The organism is Floridaenema evergladense BLCC-F167 (assembly GCF_041929205.2).
Taxonomy (GTDB): Bacteria; Cyanobacteriota; Cyanobacteriia; order Cyanobacteriales; family Aerosakkonemataceae; genus Floridanema; species Floridanema evergladense.
Window position 1 is genome coordinate 3,409,940 of record NZ_CM171625.1, and the last position, 15,712, is coordinate 3,425,651.

General features: G+C 38.5%; 19 protein-coding genes and 2 pseudogenes. 10 read left to right on the plus strand and 11 right to left on the minus strand.

The window, feature by feature from the left end; all coding sequences use genetic code 11:
* Positions 1-67: 67 nt before the first annotated feature.
* The 4 genes from ACE1CA_RS16500 to ACE1CA_RS16515 all read right to left on the minus strand — a co-directional run bounded on the left by ACE1CA_RS16500 (position 68) and on the right by ACE1CA_RS16515 (position 1,400).
* On the minus strand, positions 68-343 hold the full coding sequence (locus ACE1CA_RS16500; RefSeq protein WP_413276922.1) for an NUDIX hydrolase: 276 nt from the start codon (positions 341-343) through the stop codon (positions 68-70).
* A 4-nt stretch (positions 344-347) separates the two neighbouring features.
* On the minus strand, positions 348-602 hold the full coding sequence (locus ACE1CA_RS16505) for a hypothetical protein (RefSeq protein WP_413276923.1): 255 nt from the start codon (positions 600-602) through the stop codon (positions 348-350).
* Positions 602-889 (minus strand): hypothetical protein, encoded by a 288-nt coding sequence (locus ACE1CA_RS16510; protein WP_413276924.1) that lies wholly within the window; start codon positions 887-889, stop codon positions 602-604. Before ACE1CA_RS16510 ends, ACE1CA_RS16505 begins: the two co-directional genes overlap by 1 nt.
* 64 nt (positions 890-953) lie before the next feature.
* Positions 954-1,400: a hypothetical protein gene (locus ACE1CA_RS16515; RefSeq protein WP_413276925.1), complete on the minus strand. Its 447-nt coding sequence runs from the start codon at positions 1,398-1,400 to the stop codon at positions 954-956.
* Between the two features lie 216 nt (positions 1,401-1,616).
* On the opposite strand from ACE1CA_RS16515, the gene typA reads away from it, so the two are divergent.
* Positions 1,617-3,407, plus strand: coding sequence for a translational GTPase TypA (gene typA / locus ACE1CA_RS16520; RefSeq protein WP_413276926.1), 1,791 nt, complete (start codon positions 1,617-1,619; stop codon positions 3,405-3,407).
* Between the two features lie 256 nt (positions 3,408-3,663).
* Here the strand turns inward: typA and ACE1CA_RS16525 are convergent.
* A protein-coding gene (locus ACE1CA_RS16525) for an IS630 family transposase (protein ID WP_486517407.1) occupies positions 3,664-4,727 on the minus strand; the annotation gives its coding sequence in 2 pieces (ribosomal slippage) (positions 3,664-4,271 and positions 4,271-4,727; 1,065 coding nt in all).
* 326 nt (positions 4,728-5,053) lie between these two features.
* Here ACE1CA_RS16525 and ACE1CA_RS16530 point away from each other — a divergent pair.
* Positions 5,054-5,413, plus strand: coding sequence for a hypothetical protein (locus tag ACE1CA_RS16530; protein ID WP_413278350.1), 360 nt, complete (start codon positions 5,054-5,056; stop codon positions 5,411-5,413).
* Between the two features lie 355 nt (positions 5,414-5,768).
* Here ACE1CA_RS16530 and ACE1CA_RS16535 read toward each other — a convergent pair.
* Positions 5,769-6,183: pseudogene (locus ACE1CA_RS16535) on the minus strand (transposase).
* A gap of 84 nt (positions 6,184-6,267) precedes the next feature.
* On the opposite strand from ACE1CA_RS16535, the pseudogene ACE1CA_RS16540 reads away from it, so the two are divergent.
* The 7 genes and pseudogenes from ACE1CA_RS16540 (at position 6,268) to ACE1CA_RS16570 (ending at position 9,620) form a co-directional block, all read left to right on the plus strand.
* Positions 6,268-7,738, plus strand: a pseudogene (locus tag ACE1CA_RS16540) (NF041680 family putative transposase).
* Positions 7,739-7,849: 111 nt separating this feature from the next.
* A complete protein-coding gene (locus ACE1CA_RS16545) occupies positions 7,850-8,005 on the plus strand; it encodes a type II toxin-antitoxin system RelE family toxin (RefSeq protein ID WP_486517408.1) in 156 nt (51 codons plus the stop codon).
* Between the two features lie 168 nt (positions 8,006-8,173).
* Entirely contained in the window at positions 8,174-8,389 is a 216-nt protein-coding gene (locus tag ACE1CA_RS16550; protein WP_486517409.1) for a hypothetical protein, read from the plus strand.
* Positions 8,386-8,811, plus strand: coding sequence for a hypothetical protein (locus tag ACE1CA_RS16555; protein WP_413276765.1), 426 nt, complete (start codon positions 8,386-8,388; stop codon positions 8,809-8,811). The genes ACE1CA_RS16550 and ACE1CA_RS16555 overlap by 4 nt, the downstream gene beginning before the upstream one ends.
* Positions 8,812-8,929: 118 nt before the next feature.
* Positions 8,930-9,277 carry a hypothetical protein gene (locus ACE1CA_RS16560; RefSeq protein WP_413276764.1) on the plus strand — a complete coding sequence of 116 codons (348 nt, stop codon included), beginning with the start codon at positions 8,930-8,932 and terminating at the stop codon, positions 9,275-9,277.
* Positions 9,274-9,438, plus strand: a complete 165-nt coding sequence (locus tag ACE1CA_RS16565; RefSeq protein WP_413276763.1) for a hypothetical protein — start codon at positions 9,274-9,276, stop codon at positions 9,436-9,438. The genes ACE1CA_RS16560 and ACE1CA_RS16565 overlap by 4 nt, the downstream gene beginning before the upstream one ends.
* The gene (locus ACE1CA_RS16570) at positions 9,435-9,620 is read left to right on the plus strand and encodes a hypothetical protein (RefSeq protein WP_413276762.1); all 186 of its coding nucleotides are present in this window, start codon (positions 9,435-9,437) and stop codon (positions 9,618-9,620) included. The genes ACE1CA_RS16565 and ACE1CA_RS16570 overlap by 4 nt, the downstream gene beginning before the upstream one ends.
* 16 nt (positions 9,621-9,636) lie before the next feature.
* Here the strand turns inward: ACE1CA_RS16570 and ACE1CA_RS16575 are convergent, their stop codons facing one another.
* From ACE1CA_RS16575 to ACE1CA_RS16585, 3 genes are all read right to left on the minus strand, one after another.
* Positions 9,637-9,828, minus strand: coding sequence for a hypothetical protein (locus ACE1CA_RS16575; protein ID WP_413276761.1), 192 nt, complete (start codon positions 9,826-9,828; stop codon positions 9,637-9,639).
* Between the two features lie 465 nt (positions 9,829-10,293).
* Complete coding sequence (locus ACE1CA_RS16580) at positions 10,294-11,184, minus strand: GTPase (protein ID WP_486517410.1); 891 nt, start codon at positions 11,182-11,184, stop codon at positions 10,294-10,296.
* On the minus strand, positions 11,139-11,759 hold the full coding sequence (locus tag ACE1CA_RS16585) for a GTPase family protein (protein ID WP_413276759.1): 621 nt from the start codon (positions 11,757-11,759) through the stop codon (positions 11,139-11,141). Before ACE1CA_RS16585 ends, ACE1CA_RS16580 begins: the two co-directional genes overlap by 46 nt.
* A 172-nt stretch (positions 11,760-11,931) precedes the next feature.
* Between ACE1CA_RS16585 and ACE1CA_RS16590 the strand changes: the two genes are divergently transcribed.
* Positions 11,932-13,329, plus strand: coding sequence for a helix-turn-helix domain-containing protein (locus ACE1CA_RS16590; RefSeq protein WP_413276758.1), 1,398 nt, complete (start codon positions 11,932-11,934; stop codon positions 13,327-13,329).
* A gap of 16 nt (positions 13,330-13,345) precedes the next feature.
* On the opposite strand, the gene ACE1CA_RS16595 is transcribed toward ACE1CA_RS16590, so the two are convergent.
* Together ACE1CA_RS16595 and ACE1CA_RS16600 are read right to left on the minus strand one after the other, a co-directional pair.
* A complete protein-coding gene (locus tag ACE1CA_RS16595) occupies positions 13,346-13,921 on the minus strand; it encodes a Uma2 family endonuclease (RefSeq protein WP_413276757.1) in 576 nt (191 codons plus the stop codon).
* A gap of 199 nt (positions 13,922-14,120) precedes the next feature.
* Complete coding sequence (locus tag ACE1CA_RS16600) at positions 14,121-15,314, minus strand: type IV pilus twitching motility protein PilT (RefSeq protein ID WP_413276770.1); 1,194 nt, start codon at positions 15,312-15,314, stop codon at positions 14,121-14,123.
* Positions 15,315-15,712: the final 398 nt, after the last annotated feature.

Below are 15,712 nucleotides of genomic sequence, written 5' to 3' on the forward strand. Positions count from 1 at the left end.
GTCGGGGATCTCTGCACCAATTTCTAACCATTGATTGATGAAATCCCCAAAAACATAGTTATAGACACTAAATTCTATTCCAACAGCTTAAATACTGATTCACATCTTGGAGGATTTGCTTACTTTGTGCATAACTTATGAGATTAATCGCTGTTTCGTAATTAGCCCAAGTATAAGTTTGAATTTCCTCTAATTGATGTACAACTGTCGCTGACTTCACTAATGCCAAAAAGTAAGTTACTGTTTTAGCAAAAGTTTCCCCTTGGCGTGTAAAAATGTAACTTTCAGAAAAGGAAACTTCCTCAAGCAAAGATTCATCTTTGATATCTTGTGGTTCATTCATTTGACTAAATATTTTCCTGTAACTTCTTTGGTTTACCTAATTCAGGTACAATTGTTTCAGTATTTTCTATTTCATATCCAAAAGCCTCTAATTGTGCTTTTAACAAATCAAGGGCATCATAATAGGTAAAGCTTGCTCCTTGGTAAAAGGCTGCATCAGCTTCCGTTTCAGATTTTTCAACCTTAATTAAAGATTGGTTGTATTTTTCTTGCAATAAGGTAACGTAGTCTTGGATAAAGTTTTGCAGTTCTTGAGTCATTATCTTCTCTCCTGAAGAATACCTTCGAGAATAAATTTTTGTTCTTGCTGACGCGCAATATCACTTAACCATTTATTTTCGATCAGTGCGCGTTGTTGTCTAGGGTCAAGACTGCTAAAGTTAGGGATATGTAATTCTGGGTTTTCAATCCAGCTTTGGTGTTCTGCAATGCGCTTTTCTAGAGAACGAATAGCTTTTTGTATTTCCAGATCTGGTTTATTGACATATTGATTATAAAATCCCGAATGTTTCCCTCCCGCTTTAGCTATCTCAAAAGGATTTGACACTTGATAATTTGCCCTAATTTGTCAGAAACGATAAACTATTATAACATTTTGCTTGCAATTCAATTTAACTGTAACTTAGATAAGCTTCATTCATTATTTTCATTGCTAAGGGATGATAACCATTGTGATTTAACCAAGCTAAAGGAGACTCTTTTACCTGATAACTAACAGCTTCACTGGTTGTTACCAGCCTAGCAAAATGTTCGCAATTCCATCCTAATAACCCATAATGCCAGTCTTTGAAGAGTTGGAAAGCAATCAAACACCTGTCAAGCACTTCTTTTTTATTTAATAACTTTACTTGTGTTACCTGCTTAGTATTCGATGGAATTGGAAACACAGCAAATCCATTACCACCAAAGTTAAAAACATGGGTATCAGAGATAGTAATGTAATAGTGCCATGAAGCATTCCAGTAGTTGTGAATTAATTTTCCTGCATTTGAACTTTGATAATCTACACAAGCTTTAAATGTCAAAATAATCCTATCTGTTTCTGGTTTAATTTGCATACTTTTGCGAGTTAATAGATTGACTCAGTGCCAGACATTTTACTACGTCAGGCTACGCCAACGCCAACCCACCACCAAATCTCTGACACAAAAGGACACTCCGTAAGCTAAAATTATTAAGGAATCTTTACAGAAATGTAATTTAGCAAACAAATCTGTTAGAGAACCGCAAAACTGTCTATGTAAACCTCAAAAAAGTCCTGTACGCTCATCAATATGACTCTTCCCATTCGCAACGTAGCTATTATTGCCCACGTAGATCACGGCAAAACGACCCTAGTAGATGCTTTACTCAGACAATCAGGCATCTTCCGCGAAGGGGAAGAAGTACCTGACTGCGTGATGGACTCCAACGCCATTGAACGGGAACGCGGAATCACCATTCTTTCCAAAAATACCGCAGTTCACTACAAAGACACTCTGGTTAACATCGTGGACACACCCGGACACGCCGACTTTGGTGGCGAAGTCGAACGGGTGTTGGGAATGGTTGATGGTTGCCTTTTGATTGTCGATGCCAACGAAGGCCCCATGCCGCAGACCAGATTTGTGTTAAAAAAAGCTTTAGAAAAAGGATTGCGTCCGATCGTCATTGTAAACAAAATCGATCGCCCCCAAGCCGACCCTCACGGCGCAATTGATAAAGTATTAGACCTATTCTTAGAATTAGGTGCAGACGACGATCAATGTGATTTTCCCTATCTATTTGCCTCCGGTTTATCAGGTTACGCCAAAGACAAACTTGAAGACGATGGCACAGATATGCAACCATTATTTGAAGCAATTTTGCGCCACGTACCACCACCAGTAGGCGACATCGATAAACCATTACAACTGCAAGTTACCACATTAGATTATTCCGAATATTTAGGTCGGATTGTCATCGGTCGGATTCACAACGGCGTAATTAAAGCAGGTCAACAAGCAGCTTTAGTCAAAGAAAATGGCGATATTGTCAAATCCAAAATTACTAAATTGCTGGGGTTTGAAGGTCTAAAACGCATCGAAATTGAAGAAGCTTCCGCTGGAAATATTGTCGCTGTTGCTGGATTTGGTGATGCCAATATTGGGGAAACAATTACTATTCCTGATAATCCTCAAGCCTTACCATTAATTAAAGTAGATGAACCTACTTTACAGATGACATTTTCTGTTAACGATTCACCTTTTGCCGGACAAGAAGGAACATTTGTCACTTCGCGGCAATTGCGCGATCGCTTAATGCGAGAATTAGAAACCAACGTCGCCTTGCGCGTCGAAGAAACCGACTCCCCCGACAAATTCCTAGTTTCTGGACGCGGTGAATTACACCTGGGTATCTTAATCGAAACCATGCGCCGTGAAGGTTACGAATTCCAAGTATCCCAACCCCAAGTTATTTACCGGGAAATCAACGGACAACCCTGCGAACCCTTCGAGACATTAGTATTAGATGTTCCCGAAGAAAGCGTTGGTGGTTGCATCGAACGCTTAGGACAACGCAAAGGCGAAATGCAGGATATGCAAGTTGGCTCAAATGGACGCACTCAACTAGAATTTGTGATTCCCGCTCGTGGTTTAATTGGTTTCCGAGGAGAATTCATGCGCCTAACTCGCGGCGAAGGGATCATGAACCACAGCTTCTTAGAATACCGTAACTTTAGCGGAGATGTGGAACTGCGTCGCAACGGAGTCTTAATTTCCTTTGAAGAAGGTGTCGCTACTTTCTACGCCATGAAAAACGCCGAAGACCGAGGAGTTTTCTTTATCACTCCTAGCATTAAAGTTTACAAAGGCATGATTGTGGGCGAACACAACCGACCCCAAGACTTAGAACTCAACGTTTGCAAAACCAAGCAATTAACCAACCACCGCGCCGCTAGTGGTGATGAATTGGTTCAATTGCAAGCACCAGTAGATATGAGTTTGGAACGTGCTTTGGAATACATCGGCCCCGATGAATTGGTAGAAGTGACACCAAAATCAATTCGCTTGCGGAAGTTAAGCAAGAAATTGGTAAAACGATAAATAATGCCTTATCGTTAACATAAATTGATTTAATAATTTATAAAGTCCGCTTACTTAAGCGGGCTTTTTTGCTTGAATACAATTATGCTCCTCCATGTTGTTAGAGAGTGAAATAAAAGGCATTAACACTTATTCTAGGAAATAATAACCTTACCAGGATTTTAAGTACAGTAATAATAATATTCTTACTGCATATAAATATTTTGTTAATGTCTACAAAAGACTTTAGTAAAAGGTTGACATAACTATAGCCAGTCTAAATGAATTGTGAAAAAGCATCGTAGTTTTTAAAGTTAGGAACATTAAAAAGTTTGAAATCAACAAAAAGCTGAAATAACCGCTTCACAATGGCAAAACTTTTACCAAACCGATAAAATCTTCTTAGTAAATTTTTTAACTGTAGCCAAATTGCTTCTACAGGATTTTCTTGGGGAGCGTAAGGCGCAAATCTATGACAAGTAACATTCCATTCTTCGGGAGTCATTTCTTGATTCTGTTGAGTTAAAAATTTTTTCATTTCCTCTCCTCTATGATAACTAGCTCCATCCCAGATCAATAAAATTTTGGCTCCCGGATTTCTTTGTTGTAGTTGAGTGACAAAATTGACAGTGTTTTCTCCATTTCCTTGGGGATAAGGGTCGAGAATAAATTCTTTCGTTAATAGATCTAAAGCTCCATAATAAGTCTGTCTTTCTTTGGGATTCAACAGTGGAATTTTCACTGGTTCTTTGATGAAGTTCCACAGATAACCACAGATATCGTCCCAGAGTAGATGGCATTCATCAATAATATACACCACCAGCTTTCTGGCCTCTATTTCGGTGCGATGTTTTTCGAGAAGTGCGGCAATTTCTTGGTTTTTTTTTTAGTTAATTCTGCATCATATCGAGGATTCACCTGTTCTCCTTTTTGCCAAGAGATTTTCGCTTCTTGAAAAATCTGATAATAGCTTTGTCGCGATTGAAAAACTACATCATATTTGTCAATTAAATAAGTTTCTAATTCGGAAATATCCCAAGCTTTTTGCTGAATTAACCACGCAATTGTTTCCGCTCTTTCTTCTGGGCTTAAATAACTTTCTGTGCCTTTATACCTGGATTTTAAAGCTTCATTACCGCCGACTTTAAAAGCATTAAACCATTTACTGATAAACCCTACTGAGACTGCTAAAATTTCTGTAATTTTCTCATAGCGATATCCCTCTAACGCCAATTTAGCTGCTAATGCTCTCTTCATTTCTGCCGATTTTGGATTACTTTTAATAAAATCTTCGAGAGTCTTTAGCTGTTTTCTAACTTCTGAATCTTCTACTGCTCTCATTTCTACTTCTCGGTTACAAGCCGTTCTTATTTTACCAGATTACCCTTTTACTTCTTTCATGACTCATTTAGACTGGCTATATATATTTCAAGAGTATAATTAACTCAAGTAAAAGCTTTCCATAGTTCTAAATAAAGGGTGCTGTGCATCTTCCCTGACAAAATACCAGCCCCAAAAGATTATTTCTCATTCTGAGAGTAGTCAATCTTAAGTTTGTCAAAAACTCTTTAAAATAATTTTTAAGGGTGCAACTTTGCTCTTGACGCACTTACAGAATTATTGTGATTAATGATGTCTGTTAAGCAGCGTATAAGGCAGAGATTCGTTTGCTTCAAAATACTAATGTTTATCAAAATAGAACTTTGGAAAAGTGTGTTTACTACAAATCAACTTTTCAACCGAATCAAAAACCAATGAAGAAATCTATATCTTTGGCTCTTGTAGCTACTACTGTTTTAGCGTCTTCTCCAGCTTATTCACAAGCTGCTATAGTAAGGCAGTTGCCAAAAATACTAGGAATGTATAATAGAGCTGGCCAAACTTTCTTAGTTACGATTGCAACAACCGCAGGCGTTGTCTCTATTACTGTTGATTGTCGAAATGCTCGTGTGAACAGTCCTGGACAACCTCTCACTTCCCGGCAAGTGTCTTATTTAATTCAGCAAGTTTGCCGTAAACGTGGATAAATCTAATTTCTAGGCTACACACTCTCTTTAGTTTTAGAGAGTGTGTTCTAGTCATTGTCAAGGGAACTATTTGGGAAATAGCGATTGCACCACCAAAACCTCACAGATAAGGAGATAAGGGGACAAGGGAAGAATGTACTCAAAATTCAAAACTTCCCAGTCCTCAGTCCCTTGCTTCCTTCTGTAAGCAAAATGTCTGATATCATGTCTGAAGAAAAACATTGGAAACTGTGCAATCACTTTTAATTGGACTTTGGACAAAGAAGAAAAGCGTTTCGCGACTAACGAGCGCGAAGTAAATTGTTGTTTAACAAGCTTTAATGTCAAGAGGTGGGGTGAGAAATTTATACACTAATCAATCGAATTTATCGGGAACAATCTCACTTTCACCGTCATAATATAAGTCAAGTAAACTATTAGTTAAAGAATTAATCGTCCGTTCAAGTTCATCAATTTGGTTACGTCTAACCACCTGGACTACTGCGGTAATATGCTCCTCACTACCAGCGCGTCCCAAATGTCTATACTTACTCTTCTTTTGGGGATATGAATGCTTGCTCAAAAATCGGTTCAGTCGCCTGTAATTTGTAGTACCAATAAATTTTCTGTTGTTGTCGTACCTGATAACGGGCCACGTAGCACCCCTTGGGAGATACCTCACCTTCATCGTAAATTTGTTGAATTTTAACTTTTAAAGTCGCGATAGTAGCAGTTAAGCGTTCTGCTCTTTTAGCTAAGTTGGGAGCCAGTTTTGGTTTGGCGTGCTTCATAACTAGATAGAAAACAAATGTGTAATTAAATGGTAAAATACTTCGCGACTATTGTTAACAAAAACTCTCTTTTACCATTTTTTGATGTCTACCATATCCTGTGAAGACCAACTCGCTCAATTTCAGCAATTTCGCCAAAATGTTTACGCTAACTTCCCTCTTAATCGTGACAGTGTAATGGATTTATTGGATGCTATTACGGGAAATATCACGGCTCAAACCCCAGTAGAATTATGTGAGCATCCTTCTTTCCGTCGCGGTTATAGTGCTTTATATAAAGCAATTAGACAATTTTTTGTACCGAGTAGCCCCAACACAGCAGTTGCCGAAAGAAAACAACTTCAAAAATCTCTACTAAAAACGCTTTCTCCATTAATTAAAGCACCGACTAAGCGAAATTTTCATTTATTTGGTTTGGACACAACCCCCATCCCACGCCCATTTTCTCCTACATTACCAGACCGGACATACATCCATCAACCGAATACTATTAAAGGTAATAAACCGATTAACATCGGGCATCAGTACTCTTTATTATCATTTCTGCCAGAGTCAGAAGGCACTCAAAATATCCCTTGGTCAATTCCTTTAAGCACCCAAAGAGTCAGATCTAATACTAATAGTATAGCTGTGGGAGTAGAGCAGATAGATACAACACTCCATCATTGTCCCGCCTTTGAACAAGAACAATTATCTGTGCTGGTAGCTGATAGTTATTACTCCCAACGTCAATTTCTAGATGCACTCTCCAAAGAGTCTAATTTGGTGCTAATCACGAGAGTACGTAGCAATCGAGTTTTCTATCGTCAACCATCCAGTAGTGAAACAGCTAATTCCGGTCGGGGACACCGACTGTGGTATGGAGAACGATTTGATTTAAAAGATGAAACTACTTGGCATCAACCTGATGAAACAGTACAGACAAATTTCACTACTCGTCGTGGGCGTTGTCTGCAATTAAACATCTCTGCTTGGCATCAAATGTTGATGCGGGGAACGAAAGAATATCCGATGCACCAACATCCTTTTACTTTATTACAGGTGAGGGTTACTGATGAATTTGGTCAGCAATTATGGCATCCGATGTGGTTAATTGTGCTTGGTACTAGGCGAAATGAATTAACTATTATGGACTGCTATTTATCTTACCGACAACGATTTGATATGGAACATACTTTGCGCTTTAACAAACAACGTTTGTTGATGAATTCTTTTCAAACCCCAGATGTAGAGCATGAAGAAAATTGGGTTCAACTAACGCAGCTGGCTTATATCCAATTATGGGCAGCCAGAGAATTGGTGTCAGCTCTTCCTCGCCCGAAAAGAAAAATCTTATCACAAAAAAACTCATCATTCTATAACACCTAGTTTAGTGCAAAGAGACTTCTACCGAATTATTCGCACGATTGGTACTCCGGCAGTTTCTCCCAAACCTCGTGGTTTTTCGAGCGGGCGGGTACAAGGTGACTCCAAAGAGAAAAGAAAACGATATCCTGTGGTCAAAAAGGGGAAAAAGATGAAAAAGAACCCGTCTTCGACACCGACTGCTGCTTAAATCAACCTAATTCTTCATTATTAATTATAATTACTTCGCGTTATAACATCGCGAAGCAACTTTTCTTTTGTCCAAAGTCCAAAACGTATTGTCCGGGCTTTGAAAATATTATTGGCAGACCGACAAATGGTAGATATAAAACCACTTAAAGGTCGTCCTGAATGGCGGCTACGGGTGGGTGACTACCGCATAATGTTTCTGATAGATGATGAAAACAAAGTATATATATTGACTAAAATTAGTCCGCGTGGTGATGCGTATAAATAGTGCGATCGCGCAGCGATGCGTAGCATTATCGCTTGAAAGGAAAAGATCAGAGAGTGCGATATGCAATTTTTTCAGGCTACACCTACGCACTTTTGGGTCACTAGCTAATAAAGATGATAAATGCTATTCTAGTTATTATAGCTGGATTTTATGGAACTATTTAAAATAATGGGTAACTCTTTAACACCTTTTTTGAAGCATAAAGGAAAAACGGAAGCAGAACAGCTGCAAAAGAATCAGGCAGCAATGCAACTTCTAAAAAGTTGGTTAGAAGAAGAAGTTACTGAAGAGGAATCAAAGCAAAGAGAAAGCTACTTTGAATCTTTCAAAAAAATAGTCGATAGTGCGCGAATGCCAGGACATAAGCTTTACAGCAAAGAATGATTGTTTTTTTAGATACGGGAGTACTTGGGCTAGTTGCCTCGCCAAATAATACTGGTGAAGCGAAAGAATGTAAAGAATGGCTTTATAGTTTACTTGCCAGAAGTGTATATGTTGTGAGTAATAGACCAAAAATTAAATGTTTAAAGAGCGAATTTATGTCTACTTATAACGAAGTACTCAATCAAGTTCAACAACTTTCTATATCCGAGAAATTGCGGTTATCAGAAGAATTAAAAAACATACTTAATCAGGGGGTGGAAGTTGAAGGCGATTCGGAAGTGATTCGAGCTGAAGAAATAGCCGAAAGCGAAGCAGCTTGGCAAGATTATTTGGCGGGACGCGATCGCGGAATATCTTCAAATGCTGCCTTAGTTAGTTGCGATCCAATTGTTGCCCAATATCCAGTAAATGTGATTTGGTAAGTTGCTTTTTCTTTGGTAGTTAAGTGTATTAGGCGATATGCTTACGGCAGGCTTCGCCAACGCATAAAAGCAGAAAAAATGATAAGTTGAGCAATCATAATAATCATTGTGAACTTCCATGTCTATCCCTTCAGAAATTCAGGATATTATTGACAGACTCAATGGAGAACTCAGGCAAATTGAGCAAGAAGCGACACGAGGGATGAATCTAATTAGACCTTTGTTAGAGCTTTTTCCAAACAATGATATTCTCGTTAGTTTTTTTGCTTCTCTTAATAATTCCTTATTTCTTGTAGAAATCTACAAAAGGCGGCTTAATTCTATTGTAGAGCTACTGTTGCCAGAAAATGTAGCAGCGGAAATAGTGCAAAATGCTGGCGAAGAACTAGGAGATTTGCTAGGACGTGCTTTGGAATCTAAAATAGGGTTAGAAAAAATTATTGATCGCTTGGAAAGATTGCAATGAAAAAATTACCAGATGAACGGGAATTGCTGGAACTGCTGGAAATGGCGAGAACTTTTGAGCAGCAAATTAGAGAACAGTGCGAACAAGCTAAGGTAATCTACGATCGATGTGAAAAAGAAATCGGTAAAATCAGTGAATCAAATGTTCAGAAGACTTGTTGACTGTTAAAGAGATTAAAAATGCGATCGCTTTTTCCAGAAAAGATGGGAAAGTGCGATCGCTTTTGGGAAAAGATGGGAGTGTGCGATCGCATAAAAGCAGAAAATTAGAGTGCGATCGCTTTTTCCAGACAAGATGGAGATGTGCGATCGCGAAACAGCCAGCTTTAGCTCAAAGAGTTTAGTAAATTAAAATTCATCTTAGAATTTTGAACGCAGCCAATTCCATAACCTGATTAGTGCATCTTTGACTTTGAGATAAATTGCATAAAGTACACCTGCCAACCAATCTGCAAAAGCATCAAGCGACGCTAGGACTAATGCTCTTGTTGCCGCCTCTAACAGATCGAGTTCATCAATTATTAGCTGCTTTTCGTAATCACTTAATGCCATATAAATATCCTTCTAAATTAACAACAGACTAACTGAAAAAATTACAAATTGATTGCCACAAGCTCCTCAATGAGTCTCTGACTTTACAGTAAATTGAGTAGGCTTGGTTATATAACCAATTTCCAAAAGCTTCTACCGAAGCCAAAATTCTATCTAACTGGCTTCTATCAATTTCATCGAGCATCTGCATAACGCGCTGTTTTTCTGCTGCTGTCATTGCCATGTTAGTGTTGCCTCTAAAACTCCCTCTATCTCGCTGTGTAATAACTATCTAAATAGCCAGTTCCAAAGATCATTTAACCAATCTCTCACCTTACAATAAATTGAGTAAGCTGTATTATACAGCCAATTTTCAAAAGCTTGTCGAGAGGATAAAACCCTTTGTTGATCGTAATAATCTAACTGATCGAATATCCTCTGGATCTTTCTCATATCATCTTCAGTTAGTGCCATGTTACAGCCTTATTACCTTTGTGGTGTAGGAAAATCTTTTAGCCATTCTGTAATTTTTAAAATCATCTCCTCATCGTCTGCCAAATCTCTGGTATTTGCTTGCAAAACTAAGAATACCAAATCACAAGAAGGAATCATTTCTTGATATATTTTTTCGTACTCTCGATCTTCAGCTACACTCCGCCCATAACCCGGTAAGTCAACAACATTTAATGTTCCACCTGTTGACAGTTCAAATTCTTTCATCTGTGCCTTAGTCGTACCAACAATGGTATGACTTGTCTTCCACTGGGCATTAAATACACTATTAATAGTTGTTGTTTTACCAACACCTGCTTTGCCCAAAATCGCTACTTTTGGTGGTAATTGGCGCTCCCGTTTAAACTTATTTAACACCAAATTAAGCTCATCTTCTGATAGAATCTTTTTCATTTCATCGAACATTATGTCTTTCGATGTAACTTCCTTGCCCTTGCTTTTTGCGCGTCTTTTACGTTCCTCATCTGCAAATGCTTTCACTTCTGGATCTGCTAATTCAAAAAGGTCAGCAGGTTGCACGTTATCCAGCTTGAATCCTGCATAGGCATTCTTGATTATTTTAGTTAGTAAAGGTATCAAACGATACCGCTTTAAAGCTGAGTAATATTCTATGTTTGCAGGGGATATGTCAGCATATTTTGTCAATCTATGAACAATGTCATTGGAACGACGCTGAATTTCTTTTTCTGCTTTATCAGTGGGCATATTTAAACGCAGATCCCAGCCATCTGGAACCATTTTATCAACTTGATTTAAACCAATGACAAGGCGAAGTGGAGTTTTGCTACTTTTACCAAATAAAGAACCTAGCATGATATTCAATTCCTTTGAAAAACTTTGTTTTTGAGGTTTTGTAAACCCCATTGATGAATAGATGTATACGGGATAATTTGACTTTTTTCAAAAATTACTTTTCCATTGATAACACTTTTGAAAATTCCATAGACATCATCTACTTTCTCAGGTATTTGCCTAAGTTGAGCTTCAGAAGGCTCTCCTGTTTCAAAATTAAAGGCTTTTTCACCTTCATCAACTCCTAGACAATCTATTTTGTTAAGAGCAACAGTTAAGAAAAGAGAAGGTTGGAATAACGGCATCAACTTAGTCAGAAAAATTTCATCCCGTTTGTAGGCTCTGGTATCTGCTTGAGTTACCCACACTAAAGAATGGGTTTGAGGTATCCATTCTTCATAAAATGGCATATACTTTTCATCATCAGTCACGCTTTCACCAATTCCAGGCATATCAACAAGTCGTACTTGCTGGTATGGTAAATCTAGATAGTGAGAACGATCCAAATAAGTAAACTGAGGTGCTTTAGTACAAGCAATGGCATCATCTGTAGCCCAGTTTAATCCAAACAGAGAATTTAGAGTGCTACTTTTGCCAACACCCGTTTTACCAAAAAATAAAACCGTGAGTGTGTCTGATTTAAGCAAAGTTACACCTGTACTTTCTTTTTTCGGAACTATATCAGTTAAACAACTCTATCCTAAAGAATGAGATCGCTAGGTTGCCGTATGAAAAGTACTGTATTTCGTCATCTAGTCAAAGTACGAAAAGTACTAAAATTTTGGTATAATATCTTTCAAGTCACTATTTATTGAATATATGGATATTGCGGAAGTCTTACAATTGGCAGAGGCTCTAGTCTTTGCCAAAACCGGAAAACATTTAGATCATTTACAAAAGACTGTATTAAAAGGCACTATTCAAGGTCAAACCTACTCAGAAATTGCTCAAGATAATGGTTTTAGTGAAAGTCATGTTAAAAATGTCGGACATGAATTATGGAATAATCTATCACAAGCATTAGGTGAAAAAGTTACTAAGGCTAATTTTCGAGGTATATTTATAAATTTAAAAAATAATAATTTTATTGGTTCAAATGTTTGCCAAACCAATTCAACATTCAATAATATTAATATTTTTGCAGATGAAGCGCGATCGCAAACCCCCACACAACAACCCCAACAAACCCCAAAACCGCACATTGACTTAGGCGACGCACCGGAAATTTTTAGTTTTTTCGATCGCACAACCCAACTTACCACCCTAGAAACCTGGATCTTACAACAAAACACACGCCTCATCGCCATTTTAGGCATTAGTGGAATCGGCAAAACCACCCTTTCACTACAACTAATTGAACAAATCAAACACAACTTTGAATACATAATTTATCGCAGTCTGCGCTTTTCCCCAACCATAGAAACAACCCTCACCAACCTACTACAAATCTTCGCGCCAAAATCAGAAACTCCCCAAAATATTGAAACCCAACTTTCCCAACTTATCAACTACCTCCGCCAGCATCGTTGTTTAATTATCCTTGATGATATACATACCCTTTTTAGCAGTAAACAACTTGCCGGACAATATCAAACTGGTTATGAAAATTATCACTTATTTTTTCAATTAATTACCCAAGTTACTCATCAGAGTTGTTTGATAGTAAATTCTTGGGAAAAACCTAGAGAAGTGACGCAATTAAAAAAAGAAAATAATGCCATACATTGCTTATTGTTAGAAGGTTTAGGAGAAGCAGCTAAGGAAATTATTAGAGAACAAGAATTATTAGATGAAGACTGTTGGCAAAGTTTGATCGATCGATATCAAGGTAATCCCCTTTGGTTAGAATTTACTGCTAACCTAATTAAAGAGTTATTTGCTGGGAAAGTTTCTGAGTTTTTGCAATGTGATACACTGATTTTAAGCGAATCTTTGCAAGCACAACTAGACCAACAATTTCAGCGTCTAACACCACAAGAAATCGCTGTAATGATTCAGTTGGCTAAGGAAAATGAACCTGTTTGTTTAGCACATCTCATCAAAAACTTAGATTTACCAACTTCAGAATTACTCAATGCAATGCAATCACTGGGAATGCGTTTGTTATTGGATGTGAAAGAATGCGATCGAACAAGGTTTTTTAGTTTAAATCCAGTGTTGAAACAGTATGTTAAAAATCGCTATTCTCAGTTCAAAATTAGTTTAGGCACTTTTTAAAAGGCAATATTGCAGTTTACCAAATCGGTTCAAGATTCAGAACAAATCTCGGTAAAACATCTTCTCCTGACAAACTAACTGGAGATTCTAAAACTTCAACATCTCTACCTTGTCGGTAAATTTCTACTCTTCGGGAATCTCGCACAATCAACCAACCCAAACGAGTGCCATTTGCTAAATACTCGCGCATTTTCTCTTGAGTTGCAGTTAAACTATCACTGGGAGAAAGTAATTCAACTACAAAATCGGGACAAAGAGGCAGAAATCGTCTTTTTTGTTCAGTAGTTAAACCATCCCAACGTTCTAAAGGTATCCAAGCAACATCAGGAGAACGGTCTGCACCATTTGGTAATTTAAACCCTGTGGAAGAATCGAAAGCAATACCAGTACCATCAACATCTGTCCAATTAAATAATTGTTGCGTCAATCTACCATTTCGATTTCCCGTTTCTCCTCCCGTCGGTGGCATGATAATTAATTCTCCATTAGCATTGCGTTCAAATCTCAAATTGCGGTTATCCTGACAAAGTTGGAAAAATTGCTCATCTGTCAGTTTAATTATCGAATTGAAGTTAACGGTGAGAGCATTCATGTTGAGATTTTATTCTGGTAATTTCTGGTTTGTGCGATCGCGTAGCACGATCGCAAATATATACACACTAACTTCAGAAATAATGTAAATGCAAAAGGCAAGCTACGCCAACACTCTCGGAAAAAACGACAAAGGGACAAGGGAAAAATCAACTCAAAACTTTCCCAGTCCCCAGTCCCCAATCCCCAATCCCCAATCCCTAAATAGGACTATAACCACTATTTTGATCTTGGAACTCGCGTGCAGCGCGTGCAGGATCGACACCTTCATTACGTACCCGACGGCGCAAGTCGCCCACATCGGGAGAAATTTTCAAAGCTTCATCACCGCTGATTTTGCCCATTAGCAACAAGTCACACAAAGCTTGGTTGAGTACTTGCATACCTTCATCAATACCATTTTCTAACAAGTGATAAGCTTCTTCTTCATTACCTTTAGCTAGGTAATCTTGCATTGCGGGGGTGTTAATCAGAATTTCGTGTGCTGCGGTGCGTCTACCATCTGTAGTTTGGAGCAAAGCTTGAGCAATTACAGCTACTAAAGAGTCTACCAGTTGAATTCGCACGGGGCCTTGTTCATCTGGGTTGTAAATACCCAACAAACGGTTGATGGTATTTAAAGCGCTACGGGTGTGGAGAGTTCCGAAAACTAAGTGACCTGTTTGGGCTGCTTTGATGGCTGTATCTACGGTTAAGCGATCGCGCATCTCCCCAATTAATATCGCATCTGGGTCTTCCCGTAAAGCCGCCCTTAATGCGTCGTGGAACTCATAAGTATGTAACCCAACTTCCCTTTGACTAACTAAAGACTTGTGGGAAGTGTGAACGAATTCGATCGGGTCTTCGATCGTGATAATATGCTTCTGCTGCGTCTCGTTCATATAGCGAATCATCGCCGCCAAAGTCGTTGATTTCCCCGAACCTGTAGGCCCTGTCACTAGAATTAAACCTTGAGGACGTTTGACCAAAGTTTTCAATACAGGCGGTAATCCCAAACTATCAAGAGAAGGTACTTCCAGAGGAATTAACCGCAACACCATCGCGCCGCCTAGCAGTGACTCAAAGCAATTTACCCGACAGCGTACCAAACCAGGATAATAAATCGCCGTATCTAATTCCTTAGACTCTTGGAATCTCTTCATTTGATCTGGCGCTAGGATTTCATTAAGGTACTGGCGAAACAGTTCTGAGGTAATGCGATCGTGATTTCCCACAGGTACAATTTGTCCCCGAATGCGATATCTCGGAACTTCTCCCACCCGAATATGAATATCCGATGCTTGTTGAGTGTGGGCGTGTTTTACCATGCGTTCAATAGAAGGAAATACCGAAGCATGGCGAGGTTTTGGTTCATGTTCCCCACCCTTTTTTTCTCGACGAGGCGGAACAGGCATTTCTTGTAAACCTGTTTTCAACCTAGTTGCTTCATCTACTTCTGCTTTGCCTTCATGTTCGTGTACTGGAAGTTCTGGGGAAATAGTTTCTTGTTGTAGACGAGTCGGGGAGTTGATTGCAGGTGTTTGATTTTCCGCTATTTCGGCGATAAATTCCGTAGCGTTATCCATTGAGGTAATTGCAGACCTGTTTGAACTGTTCATTTTATCTTCCTTTTGTAAATTAATTAACGAAAATGTAGCAACTTGAATCAAGATAGAAGTATCATTAGCAATCTGGAAGACAATCGGGAAAAATAAGTGAAGTAGCTGCTTTTGGTGCAGCAAATATACAAAAATTCTATTGAGTCAATTTAACGGTGGATGTTCGATCGCCATCATTGCTAACTCTACTAAAT